The sequence below is a fragment of the Gemmatimonadaceae bacterium genome (assembly GCA_035633115.1).
Lineage (GTDB): Bacteria > Gemmatimonadota > Gemmatimonadetes > Gemmatimonadales > Gemmatimonadaceae > UBA4720.
This window is the reverse complement of the sequence record DASQFN010000122.1, coordinates 13,793-34,270: the sequence shown is the minus strand read 5'-3', so window position 1 is coordinate 34,270 and position 20,478 is coordinate 13,793. Positions and strand designations below refer to the sequence as shown.

Below are 20,478 nucleotides of genomic sequence, written 5' to 3'. Positions count from 1 at the left end.
CCCAGAAATCATGACCGTACTGGTCGTTGGCTCGGTTGCGCTCGACTCGGTCGAGACCCCTTTCGGAAAAGCCGAAGACGTACTGGGCGGGTCCGCGACCTTTTTCAGCGCGGCAGCGAGCCTGTTGACGCGGGTTCAGCTGGTCGGAGTAGTCGGAACGGATTATCCGATGGCGAAGCTCGAGCCGCTGGCGGCGAGAAACGTCGATCTAGCCGGCCTCGAGCGTGCGGAAGGCTCATCTTTCAGATGGAGAGGACGCTACCGCCACGATCTGAACGCTGCGGAGACTCTCGAGACACATCTCGGAGTATTCTCACGGTTCAGCCCAAAGATCCCCGAGCAATTTCGCGACGCGCCGTTCGTCTTCCTTGCGAACATCGATCCGCGACTGCAGCTCGACGTCCTCAATCAGGTGAAGGGTCCAAAGCTGGTCGCGTGCGACACGATGAACTTCTGGATTCAGAGCCGCCGTCCGGACCTGATCGATCTGCTCCGGAAGGTCGACCTCGTCACGTTGAACGACGGTGAAGCCAGGCAGCTCTCGGAAAAGGTGAACCTCGTGCAGGCGGCCAAGTGGATCATGGAGCTCGGTCCAACGCACGTCATCATCAAGAAGGGCGAGCACGGCGCGTTCATGTTCAGCCGTGACAGCGTTTTCTTCGCTACCGCGTATCCGCTGGAGAGCGTGTTCGATCCCACCGGGGCCGGGGACTCGTTCGCGGGCGGCTTCATCGGCTATCTCGCGCGGACAGGGGACCTGAGTGACGCAAACATGCGCCGTGCTGTGATGTACGGATCGGCTCTTGGCTCCTTCGCCGTGGAGAAATTTTCAACGGAGCGACTCATGACGCTGACGCGGCAGGAAGTCGACGACCGTGTGCGGCAGCTTCGCAGCCTGACGGCGTTCGAAGAGGAGCTGCCTGCGTGACGAGCGGCGCACTCCGCTATCGCAACGCAGGCGTGGACATCTCCGTATCCGATGAAGCGAAATCACGGATAGCGAAGCTCGTCACGTCGACACACACCGCGGGAGTCCTCGGAGGATTCGGCGGATTCGGTGGAATGTTTCGCGCTCCGGCCGGAATGCGGAACCCCGTGCTCGTCTCCAGTGCGGACGGAGTCGGCACGAAGATTCGCGTGGCAATAGAGTCAGGACGTCATTCGACAATCGGTCACGATCTCGTCAATCATTGCGTCAACGACATCCTGACTCAGGGCGCCGTCCCTCTGTTTTTCCTCGACTACATCGCATTCGGAGCACTCGATGCGGACGTGCTGGAGGAGGTCGTCACGGGCGTCGCCGCGGGCTGTCGCGAAAACGAGTGTGCCCTGGTGGGCGGCGAGACGGCGGAAATGCCCGGAATCTACACGCCGCCCGACTATGATCTCGCCGGATTCATCGTCGGGTGCGTCGAGGAAGACGAGGTCAAGGGATCGGAGCGCGTGCAGGAAGGCGATCTGCTCGTAGGGCTGGCCAGCTCCGGCCTCCACACGAATGGCTACTCGCTGGCGAGGAAGATCGTCTCGGACCGAATGAAGCTCGGACCTGCTGATCCGTTTCCCGGTAGTGATCAGTCGGTGGCGGATGCGCTGCTCACGGTCCATCGGTCATACCTCTCGATTCTGAAACCGATGCTGGAGAAAATCCATGCAATGGCGCATATCACCGGCGGCGGGCTGCCTGGGAATCTCGATCGCGCGCTGCCGGCAAACCTCGACGCGATCGTCGATTTGAGAAGTTGGGATGTCCCGCCGCTTTTTGGCCAACTCGAAAAGGCCGGAGAGGTTCCGCGCGACGAAATGTTCCGCGTGTTCAACATGGGTGTCGGAATGGTCGTGATCGCAGCGCCCGAATACGCCGACCAGATCGTGCGCGAGGTTGACGCCGCCGGTATCGCCGCATGGCCGATGGGGGAGATTCGAGCCGGGAGCGGCAACGTCGTCCTCGACTGACGAAACCAGGGACGCCGCTTTCATGGCGAGGGCGCTCGAGCTCGCGCAGCTCGGGCTGGGTCAGACGGCTCCCAATCCATTGGTGGGAGCCGTCGTTGTCAGCGACGGCGCAATTGTCGGCGAGGGTCATCACGCTCGGGCAGGCGAGCCGCACGCGGAAGTCGTGGCAATCGGCGCGGCGGGCCGCCGCGCCACGGGAGCGACGCTTTACGTCAATCTCGAGCCGTGCAATCACGAGGGGCGCACTCCGCCGTGCACCGATGCGATTCTCGCGGCAGGCATCACGCGCGTTGTCGCCGCAGTAAAGGATCCGAATCCACTGGCGGGCGGCGGCGCCGATCGCCTCCGAGCGGGCGGCGTTACGGTCGACTTCGGCGTCCTCGAAGCTGAGGCAAACGAGCTGAACGCGCCGTTTCTCGCGTCATTCAGTCTTCAGCGGCCGTGGGTGACTCTCAAGCTCGCTATCTCGTTAGATGGCGCGATCGCGGATGCCGAGAGAACCCGCGGCTGGCTCACGGGTCCACTCGCCCGCGTTGAAGTGCAGAAATTACGCGCGGCTCACGATGCAGTCGCGGTGGGGATTGCCACGGCGATTGCAGACGACCCACTCCTCACCGCCCGGATCGATCCGCCTCCGCGTGCGCAGCCGGTACGCATCGTATTCGATCGCCACGCGCGGCTGGGCGCCAACAGCGTGCTCGCGAGAACAGCGCGGGAAGTTCCAACCGTTCTCATTACCACGCGCACCGCGCGGCTCCCCGCCGATCTCCTAAAGGCGGGGGTAGAGGCAATCCGCGCGCGCAACCTCGACGACGCCCTGGCGAAGCTCAAAGCGCGGGGAATCACTTCGCTCCTCGTCGAAGGCGGAGCGGGGCTGGCTGCATCCTTTCTCGGAGAGGGCAGCGTCGACAGGCTGATTATCTTTCAGGCACCGATCGTGTTCGGCGCCGGATCATTGAACGCTTTTGCGGGAGTAGCGGTACACGATCTGGCGCACGCACCCCGCTTTCATGCTCTCCGGACGGAGCGATTCGGGGATGACGTCATGACCATCTATTCTCCGACTCCGCTCTGATGTTCACTGGACTGATCGAAGACGTTGGAACTGTCGAGTCGGTGAAGAGATCATCTTCGGGCCACACGCTCGAGATTCGTTCGACATTCAGCGACCTCACCGACGGAGAGAGCATTGCCGTGAACGGCGCGTGCCTGACTGTGCTTGCTGCCCGAGCCGGGTTCTTCACGGTGGCCGCCATAGTTACGACGCTCGAGCGCACCACGATCGAAGAATGGGGCGCCGGCAAGCGCGTGAACCTCGAGCGAGCGATGCGAGCCAATCGCCGCTTCGGAGGTCACATTGTCCAGGGTCATGTGGACGCCGTTGGCTCCGTGCTGTCAACTGAGAAACTCGACGATGCGCTGCTCGTCGATATCGACATTCCGGAGTTCCTGACGGACTGGGTGGTTCCGCATGGATCAGTGGCTATCGACGGCGTTAGCCTCACCGTCAACGCGATAACCGCCAACCGGTTGCAAGTCTCGCTCATAGAATACACCTTGAACCACAGTGCGCTTGGTGATCTCGCACCGGGTAGTCGGGTGCACGTCGAGACCGATGTCATTGGCAAATACGTGCGGCGCCTGGCGGCGCCGTATTTCAACTCCCGACCTGGCGGTTGGTCGGACTAAAGGGAACTGAAATGGGATTTGGAACGGTCGAGCAGGCAGTTGCCGACATCAAGGCGGGCCGGATGATCCTTGTTGCCGACGACGAGGACCGCGAGAACGAGGGCGACCTCATCTGCGCCGCGTCGCTCGTTACGCCCGAGCTCATAAACTTCATGATTCGGAACGCCGGCGGGTTGATCTGCCTGGCGCTTACCGGCGACCGAGCTGACCAGCTTCGGCTCCCGCAGCAAAGCGAGCAGAACACGGAGGAGCAGCGAACCGCGTTCACGGTGAGCATCGACGCTGCGCACCGATTTGGCGTTACCACGGGTGTCAGTGCGCAGGATCGGGCAAAGACAATTCTCGTCGCTGTCGATCCTGCCACGGTGCCCGCGGATCTGCGCCGGCCGGGCCACATCTTTCCCCTGCGCGCCCGCGAGGGCGGAGTGCTCCAGCGTGTAGGTCATACTGAAGCGGCCGTAGATCTCGCGCGTCTGGGCGGAGTCTATCCTGCGGGAGTAGTCTGCGAGGTTCTGAATGAAGACGGCACGACGGCGCGCCGACCGCAGCTCGAGGAGTTCGCGGAGAAACACCGGCTCACCTTCATTACGGTTGCGCAGCTCGTGGCACACCGGCTCAAGTCCGAGCGTCTGGTGCATCGTGTCGCAGAAGCCCGACTGCCGACTGAAGTCGGCGTATGGCGAGTGATCGGCTACCGCAATGACGTGGACGACCATGAGCACATTGCGCTCGTGTTCGGCGACGTCGAGAGGGCGACGGACAGTGTGCTGGTGCGGATGCACTCGAAGTGTCTCACCGGTGACGTGTTCCATTCGCTTCGCTGTGACTGCGGATGGCAGCTGCATACGGCGATGGAGATGATCTCCCGGGAAGGGCTGGGAGTGATCGTCTACCTCGACCAGGAGGGCAGGGGCATCGGACTGCTCAACAAGCTCAAGGCGTACGAGCTCCAGGACACGGGCGTCGACACGGTCGAGGCCAACCAGCAGCTCGGCTTCAAGCCCGACCTTCGCAACTACGGCATAGGTGCGCAGATACTTCTCGACGTCGGTGTCAAGAAGCTTCGGCCCCTCACGAACAACCCGCGCAAGCTGATCGGCCTCGAAGGGTACGGCCTCGCTGTGGAGGAAAGGGTGCCGATCGTTCAGCCCGCTACGGCTGAGAACTCCGATTACCTCGACACCAAGCGCGACAAGCTAGGCCACCTCCTCGCCTCCTGAATGGCCGAGCTGAGTGGTACGCCGCGTGGCCAGGGCAGGCGCGTCGCGGTCGTCGCAAGCCGATTCAACGAGCCGATCACCCGCGCGCTGGTGGACGGAGCTCTCGACGCACTGGTGCGGCACGGCACCGCGTTCGAGGACATCGACGTGTACTGGGTGCCCGGTGCATGGGAGCTGCCGCTCGCTGTGCGCGGCGCGATGGGCAGCGAGCGCTACGATGCCGTGGTCGCACTCGGGGCCGTCATTCGGGGAGACACTCCGCACTTCGACTATGTGGCCGGCGAAGCCTCGCGCGGTCTGGCCGATGCGGCGAACGAATCCGATATCCCGCTCGGTTTTGGATTGCTGACGTGCGACAACGTCGAGCAGGCTGAAGAGCGGGCCGGTGGCGTGCATGGCAACAAGGGTTGGGACGCGGCCGTCGCGGCGCTCGAGATGGCTGATCTGATGCAGCATCTGGACGCGACCGATGAGAGTTGAGACCAGGGGCCGCGCACGCGCGCTGCAGGCGCTTTACGCCTGGGATGTGCGGCCAGGCCAGGATCTCGCGAAAGTGGCGGTTCGAGTCTGGGACGATCTCGCGGTGAGTCCGGAGGAGCGCAAGTTTGCCGGCGAGATCGTGCGGACGGTCGCCGGCTCACACGAGGAGCTCGACGCTGGTCTGGTTGATGTCACCGACAACTGGCGGCTCGAGAGGATCGGCGCAATCGAGCGCTGCGTGCTGCGACTCGGTGCGGCTGAGCTCGAGCGTCGAGAGACGCCGCCTCGCGTTGTGATTCAGGAAGCTGTGCGACTCGCAGAGCGTTTCGGCAGCGCGGCGGGCGCGCGCTTCGTGAACGGGGTCCTCGACGCCTATGCGCGACGTGCCGGCGTTCTTTAGTGCGCATCCTCATCCTGAACTGGCTCGACCGCGAGAATCCGCAGGCCGGCGGAGCGGAGCTGCACCTTCATCAGATATTCGGCCGACTTGCAGCGCGAGGGCACGAAGTCGACCTGCTCTGCAGTGGATGGAAGGAATCCGCGCCCCAAACTGTGCTCGACGGAATTCACGTGCACCGGGTCGGGTCTCGGCACACCTATCCGTTTCTTGCGTTGGGATATTACAGGGAGCACCTCGCTTGGCGGCAATTCGACGTGGTCATAGAGGACCTGAACAAGGCTCCACTCTATACGCCGCTATGGAGAATCGAACGCCTGGTCGGTCTCGTGCATCATCTCTTTGGAGCGACGGCGTTCCGTGAGACTGCCGCGCCTCTTGCCGCCGCCCTCTGGCTCGCGGAGCGTCCAATCGGCTGGCTCTACCGCAACGTTCCGTTCCAGGCCGTGAGCAAGAGCACTGCTCACGACCTCGCGCTACGCGGCGTACCACAGAGCCACGTTCGCGTGATCTATAATGGTGTGGACACGGAAGCGCTTACTCCCGATTACTCCGTGCGCTCGCCCGATCCCCGCTTCCTTTACATCGGACGGCTCAAACGCTACAAGGGCGTGGACTTGATCATCCGTGCATTTGCCGAGCTCGCTGACAAAACCGCAACGCTCGATATTGCAGGCACGGGTGACCATCGACCAGCGCTGGAAAAACTCGTCGCGGATCTCGGGCTGCAAAGGCAAGTGCAGTTTCTTGGTTTCGTTCCGGAAGAGACGAAGCTCATGTTGCTCCGGCGTGCATGGGCAGCGATGCTTGCGTCACCTAAGGAAGGCTGGGGAATCAGCAACATGGAGGCTGCGGCGTGCGGAACCCCGGTCATCGCGAGCAAATCGCCCGGGATCCGCGAATCCGTTGTCGACGGGGAGACGGGGATACTCGTGCCGCACGGAGAAATCACCGCAATGGCCGCGGCAATGCGCACGCTTGCGGCCTCTCCCTCGCTCGTGAGGATGATGGGCGAGGGAGGCCGGCGTTTTGCCGAAGATTTCACCTGGACCAAAGCGGCGGACAATACAATCTCGCACCTCGAGGAAGTCGTGATGAAAGGCAGGAACCAGTGGAGATAATTTTTCACTCTCACCATGCAGTAATCTCTGATCGCATGCGCCGTCGGGCGGAGCTCGCAGTTCAGCGCGCGGCGCGGCTCGCGCGGGGCGCTGACGCCATCGTGCGGTTCGAGCAGGATGGCCCCGTCAAGCGAGTTGAAATCGTGCTTCACGCCCCGCGCCAGCGAAACATCGTGGCGCTCGCCGAAGACCGTTTTTATGGTCGAGCTCTCACAGCGGCAATAGCCAGACTCAGCGCACAGGTCCGCCGACTGGGCCGCGCGCGAAAATCCGGAGTTCGCAAGCGGGCGGGGATACGTGAGCGTACCACAGGAGCGTCAGAGCGCGACAGAACCGGGGTTGTGCCGGCGTGACCCGCTCGCTCACCGTGGGACAATTTCTCGAGCGGAGCGGCGAATCGCTGCAGCTCGAAGACCTCGGCGACGGCCGCGGACTGGATCGGGAAATTCCCGGCGCCGATCTATCGAGTCCCGGGCTTGCCCTCGCCGGATATGTCGAGCGATTCGTCGCGGAGCGCCTGCAGGTACTCGGCGAGACTGAGATTACCTATCTCGCGTCACTCGAGCCGGGCCACCGCGACAACATCCTCGCGGCCTTCTTTTCGTTTCCGCTTCCTGTGGTGATTGTCACCAAGGGTCAGGACCTGCCGGATGGATTGGCCAGCGCGGCGACGCATGCCGGCGTTGCGCTTCTCAGAACGCGCCTCAAGACGGCGGAGTTCTATCGCCGCGTAAAGCCGGTTCTCGAGGGCGAGTTCGCGCCGACAACGACACTTCACGGATCATTGGCGGATGTATTCGGGGTTGGTCTTTTCTTCACGGGCCGCAGCGGAATCGGGAAATCGGAATGCGTTCTCGATCTTGTCGAGCGAGGTCACCGGCTCGTCGCCGACGATCTCGTCATCACCACGCGGCGGGGGAACGACGTCCTGATCGGCCGCAGCCACGAGCTTCAGCGCCATCATATGGAAATTCGCGGAGTCGGGCTAATAGACATTCCATCGATCTTCGGCATCCGCGCCGTGCGCCAGCAGAAGCGAATCGAAGTGGTTGTCAATCTCGACGACTGGAATCAGGAAGCAGTCGTGGATCGCACAGGCCTCGACATGCTGACTACGACAATCCTTGATGTTGAAGTCCCGCTCATTACGGTGCCGCTCAATCCCGGCAAGAACATCACCGTCATCGCCGAGGTAATCGCGCTCAATCATCTGCTGCGGTACTCGGGAATCAACCCGGCGCAGGCGTTCAACGAGCGGCTCATCGGCCGCATGAGGCAGGCGGCCGCGGGCAGCGTCCGGGAATATCTGCAGGAAGATGACGAGTAGCGCCGGCGAGCCGGACCCGAAGGACGTCGAGCCGCAGACACCGCGCGCGATCATTGCCGGTCACGGGTCGTTCCCCGAGGGAATGGTGAGCGCCGTCGAGCAGATCACGGGCTACGGTAGGGTTTTCGTGGCTTTGTCGAACTCCGGGCTCACCGGCGAGGACATCGAGTCGCGCCTGCGCACGCGGTCGGAGTCTCTGGGCGTAAAAGTGTTTTTCACTGACCTCCCTGCAGGAAGTGCAACGATCGCCGTTCGACGAATCATGCGTGACACCGAAGGCGTTATTCTCGTGACGGGCACCAACCTCGCGACGCTGCTAGAATTTGTCTTCCGTGGTGAGGAAACGCCCGCAGCAGCTGCGCGACACGCGGCCGAAAAGGGTCGGACCTCACTCTGCGCGCACGGCGAGGGCTGATGCCTGTCGAGCTGTACCGCATCGACGATCGACTCGTCCACGGTCAGGTAGTCGTTGGCTGGGGACAGCCACTCGATCTTCAGCTGATCGTTCTCGTGGACGACGAGGTTGCGCAAAGCGACTGGGAGCAGGACCTCTACCGCATGGGCGTACCGCCGGAGATGGAGATACGGTTTGCCGATGTCGCGACCGCCATCCGGGATCACGCGACATACGCAAGCGATCCCCGTCGCAGCATCGTCCTGACGGGCAACATCTCCACGATGCATGCCTTGCTCCACGGCGTCGAGAGCATTCGCGCGATCAACGTTGGTGGCCTGCACCACAGGCCGGGTCGGAAGCAGAAGATGCGGTACGTATTCCTCACGGCGGAGGAAGAGAGCGAGCTTCGCGAGATAATCGCTGCCGGAGTCAAGGTCACTGCGCAGGATGTCCCTGCTGCGCGGGCGGTGCCGATGGATGAGGTACTCGTCGCAACGCCCGGCATCGAGAAATTGGCATGAGCGTCATGGACGTAGTCCCGATCGTGCTGCTGGCGGCATTGCTGGGACTCGATGTCGTCACGTTTCCGCAGGCGATGATCTCCCGCCCTATCGTCGCGGCAACGGCAGCGGGCGCATTTCTAGACAACGCGTTCGCCGGCCTGATGATCGGAGCGGTGCTCGAGCTGATTGCGCTCGGCATGCTTCCGTTCGGCGCTTCGAAGTATCCGGAATGGGGCTCGGCAAGCGTTGCCGGAGGAGCGCTCTTCGCGGCTCAGCACGGGTCGCCTCCGGGGGCGCTGGCGGTGTGCGTTCTCGCTGCGCTTCTGACGGCCGTGGTCAGCGGCTGGAGCATGGTGAAGCTCAGACGCATCAATGCATTTCGCGCGACCCGGTTGCGCAGCGAGCTGGATGCCGGCTCATCGGACGCGATTGTGGGACTCCAGCTTTTTGGTCTGACTGCTGATTTCGTTCGCGGTGGTCTCGTGGCGCTCGCAGCGATGTTGGTTTTCAGGTGGCTCGTTCCGACCATCGTCGCCCTGTGGAATGCGGGCGCAGTGTACTCGCAGGCGATAGTGGTTGCGATTGCGGCCGTTGTCGCGGCTGGGGCGGTCTGGAAGATCTTCCACAGCATTCCGCACGCTGCGCTGTTTTTTCTCGCGGGCCTCGCCGTCAGCGTGGTGCTGCTGGTCGCGCGTTGAGCACAACCGTGACGAGCGATGTGCGTCTTCCCCTGTCCACATGGCTGCGCATCTACCTCAGGCTCTTTGCCGTGCAGGGCGCGTGGAACTACGAGACTCTGCTCGGCAATGGAATCGCGTTCTGCATGGAGCCGGCGCTGCGCCTCCTTCCCGGTGGCCGCGGCGGAGAAGCTTACACCAGTGCGTTGTCGCGGCATTCGCGGTATTTCAACGCGCATCCATACTTTGCCGGCGTCGCGGTGGGCGCGCTCGCCCGCGCGGAGCTCGAGGGCGTAGCGCCGGGCATGATCGAGCGATTCCGCATCGCGTTGGGCGGGCCGCTCGGCAGCGTCGGCGATCGACTCGTGTGGGCGAGCTGGCTCCCACTCTGCTCAATCATTGCGCTGACTGCATTCGGTCTCGACGCGCGACCCCCGCTGGTCGTGGCTATCTTTCTGTTGCTCTACAATCTCGGTCATCTCTCACTCCGCGCATGGGGACTTCGAGTCGGATTCGAGAAGGGATTGCGGGTCGCCGATGCGCTGGGGCACCCACTGCTGCGCCGGGCGCCGCAGTACGTCGGAGCTGCCGCGTCATTCCTTGCGGGGGTCGCCATTCCGCTGGTGGCGCACCGCGTTGCGGGCGGCGGAAAGGCACTCGCCGCGGGGATCACGTTGTTCGCTATTGTCGGCGGGATTCTGCTGGCACGGTTCGCGGAACACTCCGAGGGATGGCGGCTGGCGCTCGCGATTCTCGCGTTGTTCGTTCTTTACTCGGTGCTCCGATGATGCCGGAGCGCACGGTCCGAATAACCAACAAGCTGGGTCTGCACGCACGACCCGCCGCCGAGATCGTGAAGACAGCCGCGCGCTTCAAGAGTGAGATTACGATCATTCGCGACGAGCTCGAGGTAAACGGAAAAAGCATCATGGGCGTCATGATGCTCGCCGCTGAATTCGGATCGACAATTCTCATCCGCGCGGAAGGTGTTGACGCGGATGCGGCGCTCGACGCGCTTGCTGCGCTCGCGGCGGCGAAGTTCGGAGAATCGTGACCCTCGACGGCACCGTCACCGACAGACGCATCATCGGCATGCCTGCCTCGCCGGGCATCGTAATAGGCCCTGTGCATCTTCTTCTCTGGGAAGTGCCCGATGTCCCTCACACGATTATCCCTGACGAAGCGGTGGCGGGTGAGATCGCCAGGCTGCACGCGGCGATCGACCGCGCGAAGGAGCGCCTCGAGCAGGTCAAGAGGCGCGCCGAGAATCACGCAGGTCCCGAAGAAGCCGCGATCTTTGACGTCCAGATTCACATCCTTTCCGACGTCGAGCTGATTCAGCGCGTAGAAAGTCTGATTCGACAGAACATCGGAGCGGAGAAGGCATTCGATCTCGTGCTGATCGAGTGGCGACAGCATTTCGCTCGTCACGCACAGCCAATGATTCGCGAGCGCGTCAGCGATCTCACGGACGTTCAGATACGCGTGCTGAGTATTCTGCTCGGACTCCCCGATCACGATCCCGTGGATGTTCCAAAGGGCACGAACGCGATTCTCGTCACGCACGACCTGACGCCGAGCCTCACGGTGCAGCTCGACCGCGAGGCAATTGCCGCCATCGCGACGGACGCAGGGACACGAACGTCCCATGTTGCCATTCTCGCTCGGTCGCTTGGTCTTCCCGCGGTGGTGGGCCTTCGGGACGCGACAAGCCGGCTGCACGCCGGTGAGCAGGTGATCCTCGACGGGTCATCCGGCCTGCTGCTGCCGGAGCCGACGCCGGCGCAGATAGAGGCCTACACTGATCGGGCGGCACGCGAGGCCGCGGATGAGGCGGAGCTTCGTCACCTGATAGGTGCGGAGCCCGTTACGCTGGATGGAGTCAGGATCATCCTTCGCGCGAACGTCGACCTTCCCGAGGAAGCGGCGTACGCGGCGCATTCAGGCGCGGAAGGAGTCGGCCTCATGCGGACTGAATTCCTGGTCGTGGGCCGCGCGTCGATGCCCGACGAGGAAGAGCAGTACCGGGCGTACAAGAAGGTCGTCATGGCGTTCGACAATCATCCGGTCGTGATTCGAACCTTCGACATGGGCGGCGATAAGCTGCCTATCGGTGGATATCCAACCGAGGCTAACCCATTCCTCGGCTGGCGGGCAATTCGCATGTGCCTCGACGAACCCGAGCTGTTCAAGACTCAGCTGCGCGCATTGCTGCGCGCCGCGATGCACGGCGACGTCCGGATCATGCTCCCATTGATCGTGACCGTCGACGAAGTCCGGCAGGCGCGACGCCTTCTCGAAGAAGCCGGTCGCGAGCTCGATGCGCGGAACGTCGAGTATCGTCACGACCTCCCTCTCGGGATCATGGTTGAGACTCCGGCGGCAGCGGTAGCGGCTGACACGCTGGCTCACGACGTCGCCTTCTTCAGCATCGGCACAAACGATCTGGTGCAGTACACGCTGGCCGTTGACCGTGGCAACGCCAATCTCGCATCGCGATTCACTCCGCTTCACCCGGCGGTGCTCAGGCTCATCAGGCGGATAGTCGAGGTTGGCGGGCATCACGGGCTAGAGGTGAGCGTCTGTGGTGAGATGGCGTCGCAACCGCTGATGGCGTTCGCTCTGATCGGGCTCGGCGTTCGCCAGCTGAGCGTTGCAGCACGCTCGGTCCCGCTCGTGAAGCGAATCGTCAGAGGCGTGAGTGCGCGTGTGGCAACCGACGCTGCCGACGCTGCGCTCAATGCTCAGACCGCGCGGGAATCCGAAGCACTGCTGCGCGCGCGACTTCTCTCGGCGTTTGGTGACGCGCCTTTCCTGCGCGACGGGTTGCCCGCCTACGTCGACGGGAATACTTTTGAGGGATACGGCGGACCCTAGACCATTGGTGGCACGAATCGTACGGCGTGCCGTCAGTTCGCCTCACCCTGTCCCACTCCCTGAGGGATATCGTGCTCGATCGACATCTGTTCACCTCTGAGTCAGTTACCGAGGGTCATCCCGACAAGGTAGCTGACCAGATATCGGACGCCATTCTGGATGCAATCCTGGCGGACGATCCAGTTGCCCGTGTTGCATGCGAGACCCTCGTTACGACCGGGCTCGCGTGCGTCGCAGGCGAGATCACCACTGAGACCTACGTGCCGATCGGCGACATCGTTCGCCGGACGATCGACCGTATCGGCTATACGGATGCGACTTACGGATTCGACTCGAAGACGTGCGCCGTTGTGAACACCATTGGCCGGCAATCCCCCGACATCAAACGCGGCGTCGACACCGGCGGTGCAGGGGATCAGGGAATGATGTTCGGCTACGCGTCGGACGAGACCGAGGAGCTGATGCCGCTCCCGATACTTCTGGCGCACAAGCTCACACGCCAGCTGGCGGAGTGCAGGCGCAACGGGGCGGGTGACATTCTCCGCCCCGATGGCAAGTCGCAAGTCACCGTTGTTTACGAAGGCGACATCCCGGTTGCAGTCGACACCGTGGTCATTTCCACTCAGCACGACGACAGGGTGTCGAACAAGAAGCTTCACCAGATGGTGATTTCTGACGTAATCGAACCCGTTATTCCGAAAGAACTTAGGGACGAGCATATCAAGTATCACATTAATCCGACGGGACGCTTTGTCGTCGGTGGTCCCCAGGGCGACGCGGGGCTCACGGGACGTAAGATCATCGTAGACACATACGGCGGGATGGGGCGTCACGGCGGCGGTGCATTCAGCGGGAAGGATCCTTCGAAGGTCGACCGCAGCGCGTGCTACGCGGCGCGCTGGGTCGCGAAGAACATTGTCGCCGCGAAGCTCGCGCGCCGGTGTGAGGTTCAGCTCGCTTATGCGATTGGTGTCGCCCGCCCGGTCTCGGTGGCGGTAGACACGTTTGGGACGAACACTGTTCCCGAGAGCGCGATCATGCGGGCAGTCGCGGAAGTATTCGACCTGACGCCTGCGGGCATCATGAAGGCGCTCGATCTTCGCAAGCCGATTTACGAAGTGACTGCGGCATACGGGCACTTCGGCCGCGCGCCGCGAAAGGATGGAGGGGGCAAGAACGGAAAGACCTTCTTTACGTGGGAGCGCACCGATCGAGTGAAGGAGCTGCAGCGCGCCGTCAAATCCTAGTACTGCGGACTGCGTTGCCCCGCAGTCCGCAATCGAAATGATCTTCATCCCACTAGTTCCGAGCGTTACATTCCGGGAATGCAGCTCGTTGAATGTGAGGTCATGCGCCTCGGGCTCGATCGCTCCAACAATTCCTACGTAGTGATCCTGCGGGAGAAGGACGGCGAGCGTCTCCTCCCGATCTGGATCGGCCAATCCGAGGCCGAGTCGATCGTCATCGAGATGAGCAAGCTGCGTCGCGAGCGGCCGCTCACTCACGATCTCTGCAAGACTCTCATCACCGGACTCGGCGGAACCCTTCGCCGCATCCAGATCACGAAAGTCGAAAACAGGACGTATTACGCCGAGCTGCATATCCGTCTCGAGGAGAGGATGATTCAGATCGACGCTCGCCCGTCGGACAGCATCGCGATTGCCCTCCGTTTCGCCGCTCCCATCTACGCGCAGGAAGATCTCCTCACGTCACTGCTGTTCGACGACAGCTCGGATGAGTCCGAGTCGATCCCTTCGGCTCAGGAAGTTGAACAGTCCGACGAGATGACGCCCTCGCAGCTTCAGAAGTACCTCGAGAATCTGCGCCCGGAAGATCTTGGGAAGTTCAATATCTAGCATCGGCCTCGTCTGCTGCCTCGCGCTTGCGACGATTGCCGGAGCGCAGACCCCAACACCACCCCCGCTTCCATCCGATCAGGATTCGCCCGCGACGACTGACGTCCCTCAGCGCGTCGAGGGACAAGTCGTACGTCCGGGCGCGAGGGATATGTTGCCGGTGCCCAACATCTGGGTGACGCTTCACCGGGTCGGGTCGGATCGCGCAGCCCCCCTCGATTCCGTCCGCGCGGACGCCAGCGGCAGATACTCGTTCGAATACCGGCGGACCGGCGACGAGTCGGCGATTTATTTCGCCTCTGCCTCGTACGGCGGCATTGCCTACTTCACGCGTCCGCTTCACCACGTGCTCGTCAAAGGCGAGGAAGCCGAGATTGCGGTTTATGACACCACGTCCGCTCGCATCCCGATTGGAGTGCGCGGTCATCACATCGTGGTCTCGGGGGTCGATGCCAACGCTACACGGTCGGTGACGGAAGTTTACGAGCTCGCGAATGACACGTCGGTCACCAGGATACCGGCAGGCTCCAGCCACACGGGAGCGGTGTGGGCCGGCTCACTTCCTGAGGGAGCGAGTGGCTTTCGTGTTTCACAGGGCGACCTTCCCGCGGCCGGCGTCACTTTCGCGGACTCGCGCGTGGCTGTGTTCGCTCCGATCGCCCCCGGGCTCGCGCAGCTCGCTTTCACATACAGCCTGCCCGCAGGCGCATTTCCCCTCCGAATTCCGGTCGAGTCCCCGACGCAGGTGCTCGAGGTGCTCGTGGAGGAGGAGAAAGGATCCGTCGTTGGTGCGAAGCTCCAGGAGAAGGACCCTGTCGTCCTCGAGCGACGTGCATTCCGCCGTTTTCTGGCCGACGATGTACCGGTGAACGCCGTCGCGGTGATCGACCTGCCGCCGGCGAGACGCATCGGGACGGTCGACCGCAGGTATCTCGTGGCTCTCACTGTCGTCATCGCCGGCGCAATGATGCTTGCGCTTGCCCGGGCGCTGAGTCGAAGGTAGCTTCGAAGAACAATTGATCGCGAAGGGGAGCCACGGAAACCGGTGAGAAGCCGGTGCGGCCCCGCCACTGTATCGGGCATCAAACGCGCGCTCGTAGCACCACTGGCCTGGATCTGAACGGCCGGGAAGGTGAGCGACGCGGCCCGGAGCCAGGAGACGACTTTCGTTCGCGCCACGTTTCAGAACCTCGGGGGAGGCGCTGGTGGCGATCGAGGCGTCGCATTCCGGCGCGTTGACGTTGCGGGCGTTCTCTCTCGAAGAGGATGCCCGTTTTGCGTCTCGCATCAGTCGTCATCAGCGCCGTCATCTCGCTGTCCGCATGCTCTCCGGATCGGGCGCGACCATCAGCGCCGCTCACCGACGATTTCGGCGACACGATTGTTGTCCGCGGCGTACCGCAGCGCATCGTCTCACTCAACCCGGCGACAACCGAGATCGCATTCGCTATCGGCGCCGGCTATCGTCTCGTTGGCCGCACTCACTGGGATCTGTATCCGCCAGAAGCGAAGAATGTCCCCGATCTCGGAAGCGGAATACGTCCGAATGTCGAAGCAGTACTTGGTGCGCGTCCCGATCTCGTGCTGCTTTACGGGAGCATTGACAACCGACCCGCCGCAACGAGGCTTCGTGCTGCAGGCGTAAATACTCTTTCACTGAAGATCGACCGCATCGCCGATTTTCACCGTGCGGTGCGGCTCATGGCCCTCCTCTTCGGCGACAGCGCAAGCGGCGCCGCGGTCTCCGACTCGGTCTCGCGCACCCTTGCCCGCGTCCAGCGTGCCACCGCGCCGCTGCCGAAGCCAACGGTCTTCTGGCACATCTGGGACGCGCCGCTCATCACGATTGCGCGAGGCAGCTACATGAACGAGCTCATCGAAATCGCCGGCGCAAGGAACGTGTACGGTGAAATGGCGGCTGCGTCTCCGACCGTTGGGATCGAAGACGTGCTTCAAAGAAATCCGCAATACATCATCACCGGGCCGGAAGGTGCCGCGAAGATAAAGGCCGATCCGCGATGGGCAGCTGCTCCCGCCGTAAAGGATGGCCGGGTGCTCGTTGTGGACACGGCACTCGTTGGGCGACCAGCGGCGCGGCTCGGCGAAGCGGCACTCGCTCTGGCAACGCTTTTTCATCCGGGGATTCTTCCGGACTCCGCGCGGTGATCACACATCGTCGCTGGCACTGGATCGCTGTGCTCGTCGTTTTCTTTGCGGTCTCGATCGCCGCAATTGCGACCGGAGCCGTGCGCATTCCAGTAGGCGACGTAATCCGCGCAATCGCCGGAGACGGCGATGAGTCCGTCATAGCAATCGTTCGCAGCCTCCGTCTCCCTCGGGTTGCGCTGGCGGCGCTCATCGGTGCAGGACTCGGAATGAGCGGCGGCGCACTTCAGGGAACGCTGCGAAACGGGCTTGCCGAGCCATATCTTCTCGGGGTCTCGGGCGGCGCAGCTGTTGGCGCCGTCGCTGCATTTTCTGCGGGCGCAAACGACGCCGGCTGGATCGCGCTTGCTGCATTCTCCGGAGCGGCGGTCGCGGTCATGCTCGCGCTTCTGGTTGCGCGCGCGGCGGGCCGCGGCGGCCGGGGCGATCCGAGGACTCTTCTCATGGCGGGCGTCGTGATCGGCGCCTTCGCCAACGCCGTGATAATGGTGGCGCTGGCAAACGCACCGCCCAACACATTGAGGGGAGCCCTCTGGTGGATGATGGGCTCCGCGGGCGACGCGACCTGGCCGACTGTCAGCGTGCTCGCTCTCTCGATCCTGTTCGGCGGAGCGGCGCTCGTTTATCTGGCGCGAGACATCGACGTGCTTTCGCTGGGGGAGGAATCCGCAGCGGCACTCGGCGTAGATGTCGATCGATCAGCTCGTGCCATCTATCTGTTGAGTGCGCTGCTCGCTGCGGCGACTGTCGCCGCGGCGGGTCTCGTAGGATTCGTTGGCCTGATTGTTCCCCATCTCGTGCGCGCCGCGGGATTGCGTCGGAACCGGCCGCTGTTGCTCGGCTCGGCGCTCGTCGGCGCAACTCTCGTTGTGGCCGCGGATCTTGCCGCGCGAACGCTGCGCCCACCCGCCGAGCTTCCATTGGGCGCCGTGACAGCAATACTCGGCGTTCCTTTCTTCCTGGCTCAGCTCAGGAAAACGGCGTGAGCGAGAAAATCGCGCGATCGATGATTCGGTTCGACGATGTGGTCGTTCGCTATGCGGGCGCGCGAGCCAACGCCCTGGACGGCGTCTCCTTCGATGTCCCGAGTGGTGCGATGACGGCCGTCGCCGGCCCAAACGGCAGTGGCAAGTCGACTTTGGTTCGCGCGCTGTTGCGCCGTCAACCGCTGGTCACCGGGCAAATCATGATTGGCGGTGAGAGTCACTCGGTGCTCACGCAGCGCGAGCTCGCCCGGCGCGTCGCAGTCGCACCTCAGCGCGAGGATACCGCGTTCCCAATGCGTGTCGATGAGTATGTGTCGCTCGCGCGGTATCCCCGGCTTGGCCTGTGGGAAAGCCCGTCACACGAGGACAATGATGCGGTTATGCGGGCGCTCGACCGCGCGGGCGTTTCGGACTTTGCCTCTCGCCGAACGGACGAGCTTTCCGGCGGGGAATGGCAGCGCGTCCGCATCGCTCGCGCGCTGGCTCAGGAAGGATCGGCGCTTGTCCTGGACGAGCCCACGACGTTCCTCGACATGCCTCATGAGATGTCGCTGTTCGAGCTCCTCGATTCGCTGGCGCGTGATGGTCTGGCCGTTCTGGTCGTGAGCCATCAGCTCAATCTCCTCGCTCGCTTCGCCCGGACCATGGTGCTTCTCGATCGCGGCAAGGTCGCCGCGTCAGGCGCGCCGGGCGACGTAATGCGCGCCTCCGTGCTCGAGGAAATCTACGACTGGCCGCTCGTGGTCACCCGCGATCCTGCCTCAGGCACACCGGCTCTGCTGCCTCTCCGGCGCCCCACTGCCCTCTCGTGATCGTCCAAACTTTTCTTCTGGTTAACGCCATGCCCTTTACTCAGAGATTGGCCCGTTCCGTTTCGCGCGCGTCGTTGATCTGCATCACGTCTGCGCTTGTTGCCTCGACGGTCGCGGGGCAGGACAGGGACACCGTTACACTGGATACCGTGATCGTCTCGGCCAGCAAGACACCGGTCAGGCGAAGCGAGCTGACGCAGTCGGTCACCGTTATCAGCGGCGACGATCTTCGCGCGCGAGGCGTTGCTCGCGTGTCCGATGCGCTCCAGCTCGTGCCGGGCGCGCTCATGGCTCAGAACGGATCCATCGGATCGGTGAGCACTCTGTTTCTGAGGGGCGGTGAAAGTCGCTACACAAAGGTTCTGATCGACGGTGTCGCTGTGAACCAGTCGGGAGGCTTCTTCGACTTCAGCCACCTGACGACCGACAACGTCGACAGGATCGAGATTGTCCGCGGTCCCGCCAGTGTTCTTTACGGAGCCGACGCGGTGACCGGCATCATTCAGATATTCACCCGCTCTGGTCGAGGACCACTCTCATTGAATGCCAGCGTGCGGGGCGGCACGTACGGCACAATCGACGGCGAGCTCGGCGTCAACGGCTCAGCGAAGCGAGTGGGATATTCGCTGGCCGGAGCGCAGCATCGGAGCGACGGGATTTTCGACTTCAATAATCAGTACTCGAGCGGGACTCTGAGCAGTGCGCTCTCACTGTTACCTGGATCCGCGAACAACCTGCGCGTGTCTGCGCGCTACACCAGCGCGGAATTCCACTACCCGACCGACTACACCGGGGCGCCAGTCGACAGCAACTCCTACCGGGTCCAGCATCGGCTGACCGTGGGACTCGACGCCGGCCGGCAGATCACATCGGCTGTCCGCATCGGCATTCTCGCTGGAACGAACGAAGTATCCGATCTGACCGAAGACATCGCGATTCCATTCGGCGCATCGAGTCCGGTTCATCTAGCCGATCTGTCACGCGCGTTTCGGCGCATGGCAGAAGCGCGGCTCAGTTTCACGCTGCCAATGCAGACGATTCTGAACGTCGGAGGCGAGTACCTGCGAGAGCGGGAGCGCAGCAGCTCATCGTCCGCACCTGTCGGCGCGCCGCTCATCGCTGACTCGCGGTTCGCAGCGCATCGAACCAACCACGCCGCGTACGCGGAGCTTCTGGGCACGGCGTTCAGGCGTCTATCGTACACAATCGCGGGACGGATTGACGACAACTCTGACTACGATGCCCGCTCGACCTATCGCATTGGAACGAGCGTGCCGCTCGCTGTCGCTACGCGCTTTCGCGCATCGCTCAGCACAGCGTACAACGCCCCGGCGTTCAATCAGCTTCGGCCAACGCTTTACACGGTTGGCAGTCCCGGTTTGACGCCCGAGCGCGCACGCAGCTGGGAGGCTGGGCTCGAGCATTCCGTGCGTTCAGGCATAGCAAGAGTTTCGGCCAGCTACTTCAATCAACGTTTTTACGATCTCATTCAGTTCGTCGCAGGCGGGCCACCCTCGTTCAAGGGCAGCTACGCGAATCTCGCCGAGGCCGAATCCAATGGCTATGAGGTCGAAGTCGACGTGACGCCGCCAGGTATTGTGTCGGCGAATGCCAGCTTCACCCACGCGCGGCCGCGCGTGGCGCGAGTCTCGTCTGCCTACATGGGCAGCCTGACCCCGGGCGAGGCGCTCATAAGGCGACCGACTCATTCCGGAACCGCGTCCCTTCGAATCTCGCCTCGGCGGAGCTCACTTGCGCTCACCGCGAGCTATATAGGCAAGCGTCCGGACATCGATTTCAACCAGTTTCCGTCGCCGACCGTGACTCTTCCCGCATATGCGCGAATCGACGCGTCTGGTGTCGTCGACCTCTGGCGGACCGGTTCAGGCTCGGCGCTGTCGCTCACCGCCAGAGTCGAGAACGCGCTCGACAGGAAATACGAAACTGTGCTGCACTATCCCGCTCCCGGACGGACCGTGCTGCTCGGCGCACGCTACAGCGGGAGTTTGTAGATTGC

Annotated in this window: 23 protein-coding genes and 1 riboswitch; all 23 genes read left to right on the top strand. The window is 63.0% G+C overall.

Going from position 1 to position 20,478, the window contains the following annotated elements; translation table 11 throughout:
• Positions 1-10 precede the first annotated feature (10 nt).
• The gene (locus VES88_18765) at positions 11-928 is read left to right on the top strand and encodes a PfkB family carbohydrate kinase (protein ID HYN83526.1); all 918 of its coding nucleotides are present in this window, start codon (positions 11-13) and stop codon (positions 926-928) included.
• Positions 925-1,953: a phosphoribosylformylglycinamidine cyclo-ligase gene (gene purM / locus VES88_18760; GenBank protein ID HYN83525.1), complete on the top strand. Its 1,029-nt coding sequence runs from the start codon at positions 925-927 to the stop codon at positions 1,951-1,953. Before VES88_18765 ends, purM begins: the two co-directional genes overlap by 4 nt.
• Complete coding sequence (gene ribD / locus VES88_18755) at positions 1,880-3,028, top strand: bifunctional diaminohydroxyphosphoribosylaminopyrimidine deaminase/5-amino-6-(5-phosphoribosylamino)uracil reductase RibD (protein ID HYN83524.1); 1,149 nt, start codon at positions 1,880-1,882, stop codon at positions 3,026-3,028. Before purM ends, ribD begins: the two co-directional genes overlap by 74 nt.
• Complete coding sequence (locus VES88_18750) at positions 3,028-3,642, top strand: riboflavin synthase (GenBank protein HYN83523.1); 615 nt, start codon at positions 3,028-3,030, stop codon at positions 3,640-3,642. The genes ribD and VES88_18750 overlap by 1 nt, the downstream gene beginning before the upstream one ends.
• Positions 3,643-3,653: 11 nt before the next feature.
• Positions 3,654-4,862: a bifunctional 3,4-dihydroxy-2-butanone-4-phosphate synthase/GTP cyclohydrolase II gene (locus tag VES88_18745; protein HYN83522.1), complete on the top strand. Its 1,209-nt coding sequence runs from the start codon at positions 3,654-3,656 to the stop codon at positions 4,860-4,862.
• Entirely contained in the window at positions 4,863-5,342 is a 480-nt protein-coding gene (gene ribH, locus VES88_18740) for a 6,7-dimethyl-8-ribityllumazine synthase (protein HYN83521.1), read from the top strand.
• Positions 5,332-5,742 (top strand): transcription antitermination factor NusB, encoded by a 411-nt coding sequence (nusB, locus tag VES88_18735; protein ID HYN83520.1) that lies wholly within the window; start codon positions 5,332-5,334, stop codon positions 5,740-5,742. The genes ribH and nusB overlap by 11 nt, the downstream gene beginning before the upstream one ends.
• Positions 5,742-6,860 (top strand): glycosyltransferase family 4 protein, encoded by a 1,119-nt coding sequence (locus tag VES88_18730; GenBank protein HYN83519.1) that lies wholly within the window; start codon positions 5,742-5,744, stop codon positions 6,858-6,860. Before nusB ends, VES88_18730 begins: the two co-directional genes overlap by 1 nt.
• Before the next feature lie 35 nt (positions 6,861-6,895).
• Entirely contained in the window at positions 6,896-7,213 is a 318-nt protein-coding gene (locus VES88_18725; GenBank protein HYN83518.1) for a hypothetical protein, read from the top strand.
• Positions 7,210-8,187, top strand: coding sequence for an HPr(Ser) kinase/phosphatase (gene hprK / locus VES88_18720; GenBank protein HYN83517.1), 978 nt, complete (start codon positions 7,210-7,212; stop codon positions 8,185-8,187). Before VES88_18725 ends, hprK begins: the two co-directional genes overlap by 4 nt.
• A complete protein-coding gene (locus VES88_18715; GenBank protein HYN83516.1) occupies positions 8,177-8,602 on the top strand; it encodes a hypothetical protein in 426 nt (141 codons plus the stop codon). Before hprK ends, VES88_18715 begins: the two co-directional genes overlap by 11 nt.
• Positions 8,602-9,105 (top strand): PTS sugar transporter subunit IIB, encoded by a 504-nt coding sequence (locus VES88_18710; GenBank protein HYN83515.1) that lies wholly within the window; start codon positions 8,602-8,604, stop codon positions 9,103-9,105. The genes VES88_18715 and VES88_18710 overlap by 1 nt, the downstream gene beginning before the upstream one ends.
• Positions 9,102-9,785: a PTS sugar transporter subunit IIC gene (locus tag VES88_18705; GenBank protein ID HYN83514.1), complete on the top strand. Its 684-nt coding sequence runs from the start codon at positions 9,102-9,104 to the stop codon at positions 9,783-9,785. Before VES88_18710 ends, VES88_18705 begins: the two co-directional genes overlap by 4 nt.
• A complete protein-coding gene (locus tag VES88_18700; GenBank protein ID HYN83513.1) occupies positions 9,782-10,552 on the top strand; it encodes a PTS system mannose/fructose/sorbose family transporter subunit IID in 771 nt (256 codons plus the stop codon). Before VES88_18705 ends, VES88_18700 begins: the two co-directional genes overlap by 4 nt.
• Positions 10,549-10,818, top strand: a complete 270-nt coding sequence (locus VES88_18695; GenBank protein ID HYN83512.1) for an HPr family phosphocarrier protein — start codon at positions 10,549-10,551, stop codon at positions 10,816-10,818. Before VES88_18700 ends, VES88_18695 begins: the two co-directional genes overlap by 4 nt.
• Positions 10,815-12,641: a phosphoenolpyruvate--protein phosphotransferase gene (gene ptsP, locus VES88_18690; GenBank protein HYN83511.1), complete on the top strand. Its 1,827-nt coding sequence runs from the start codon at positions 10,815-10,817 to the stop codon at positions 12,639-12,641. The genes VES88_18695 and ptsP overlap by 4 nt, the downstream gene beginning before the upstream one ends.
• Positions 12,642-12,712: 71 nt before the next feature.
• The gene (gene metK / locus VES88_18685) at positions 12,713-13,888 is read left to right on the top strand and encodes a methionine adenosyltransferase (protein HYN83510.1); all 1,176 of its coding nucleotides are present in this window, start codon (positions 12,713-12,715) and stop codon (positions 13,886-13,888) included.
• Between the two features lie 78 nt (positions 13,889-13,966).
• Positions 13,967-14,497 carry a bifunctional nuclease family protein gene (locus VES88_18680; GenBank protein HYN83509.1) on the top strand — a complete coding sequence of 177 codons (531 nt, stop codon included), beginning with the start codon at positions 13,967-13,969 and terminating at the stop codon, positions 14,495-14,497.
• Positions 14,478-15,500 (top strand): hypothetical protein, encoded by a 1,023-nt coding sequence (locus VES88_18675; GenBank protein HYN83508.1) that lies wholly within the window; start codon positions 14,478-14,480, stop codon positions 15,498-15,500. The genes VES88_18680 and VES88_18675 overlap by 20 nt, the downstream gene beginning before the upstream one ends.
• Positions 15,478-15,680, top strand: a riboswitch (cobalamin riboswitch). Its footprint overlaps the gene before it by 23 nt.
• A 92-nt stretch (positions 15,681-15,772) precedes the next feature.
• On the top strand, positions 15,773-16,663 hold the full coding sequence (locus VES88_18670; GenBank protein HYN83507.1) for a helical backbone metal receptor: 891 nt from the start codon (positions 15,773-15,775) through the stop codon (positions 16,661-16,663).
• Complete coding sequence (locus VES88_18665; protein ID HYN83506.1) at positions 16,660-17,649, top strand: iron ABC transporter permease; 990 nt, start codon at positions 16,660-16,662, stop codon at positions 17,647-17,649. Before VES88_18670 ends, VES88_18665 begins: the two co-directional genes overlap by 4 nt.
• Complete coding sequence (locus VES88_18660; protein HYN83505.1) at positions 17,646-18,461, top strand: ABC transporter ATP-binding protein; 816 nt, start codon at positions 17,646-17,648, stop codon at positions 18,459-18,461. The genes VES88_18665 and VES88_18660 overlap by 4 nt, the downstream gene beginning before the upstream one ends.
• Before the next feature lie 47 nt (positions 18,462-18,508).
• Complete coding sequence (locus VES88_18655; protein HYN83504.1) at positions 18,509-20,473, top strand: TonB-dependent receptor; 1,965 nt, start codon at positions 18,509-18,511, stop codon at positions 20,471-20,473.
• Positions 20,474-20,478 lie beyond the last annotated feature (5 nt).

Coding starts and splice junctions, on each gene's coding strand:
- VES88_18765 (HYN83526.1), top strand. CDS start 11: ATGACCGTACTGGTCGTTGGCTCGGTTGCGCTCGACTCGGTCGAGACC.
- VES88_18750 (HYN83523.1), top strand. CDS start 3,028: ATGTTCACTGGACTGATCGAAGACGTTGGAACTGTCGAGTCGGTGAAG.
- VES88_18745 (HYN83522.1), top strand. CDS start 3,654: ATGGGATTTGGAACGGTCGAGCAGGCAGTTGCCGACATCAAGGCGGGC.
- ribH (HYN83521.1), top strand. CDS start 4,863: ATGGCCGAGCTGAGTGGTACGCCGCGTGGCCAGGGCAGGCGCGTCGCG.
- nusB (HYN83520.1), top strand. CDS start 5,332: ATGAGAGTTGAGACCAGGGGCCGCGCACGCGCGCTGCAGGCGCTTTAC.
- VES88_18725 (HYN83518.1), top strand. CDS start 6,896: ATGCGCCGTCGGGCGGAGCTCGCAGTTCAGCGCGCGGCGCGGCTCGCG.
- VES88_18715 (HYN83516.1), top strand. CDS start 8,177: ATGACGAGTAGCGCCGGCGAGCCGGACCCGAAGGACGTCGAGCCGCAG.
- VES88_18710 (HYN83515.1), top strand. CDS start 8,602: ATGCCTGTCGAGCTGTACCGCATCGACGATCGACTCGTCCACGGTCAG.
- VES88_18705 (HYN83514.1), top strand. CDS start 9,102: ATGAGCGTCATGGACGTAGTCCCGATCGTGCTGCTGGCGGCATTGCTG.
- VES88_18695 (HYN83512.1), top strand. CDS start 10,549: ATGATGCCGGAGCGCACGGTCCGAATAACCAACAAGCTGGGTCTGCAC.
- VES88_18680 (HYN83509.1), top strand. CDS start 13,967: ATGCAGCTCGTTGAATGTGAGGTCATGCGCCTCGGGCTCGATCGCTCC.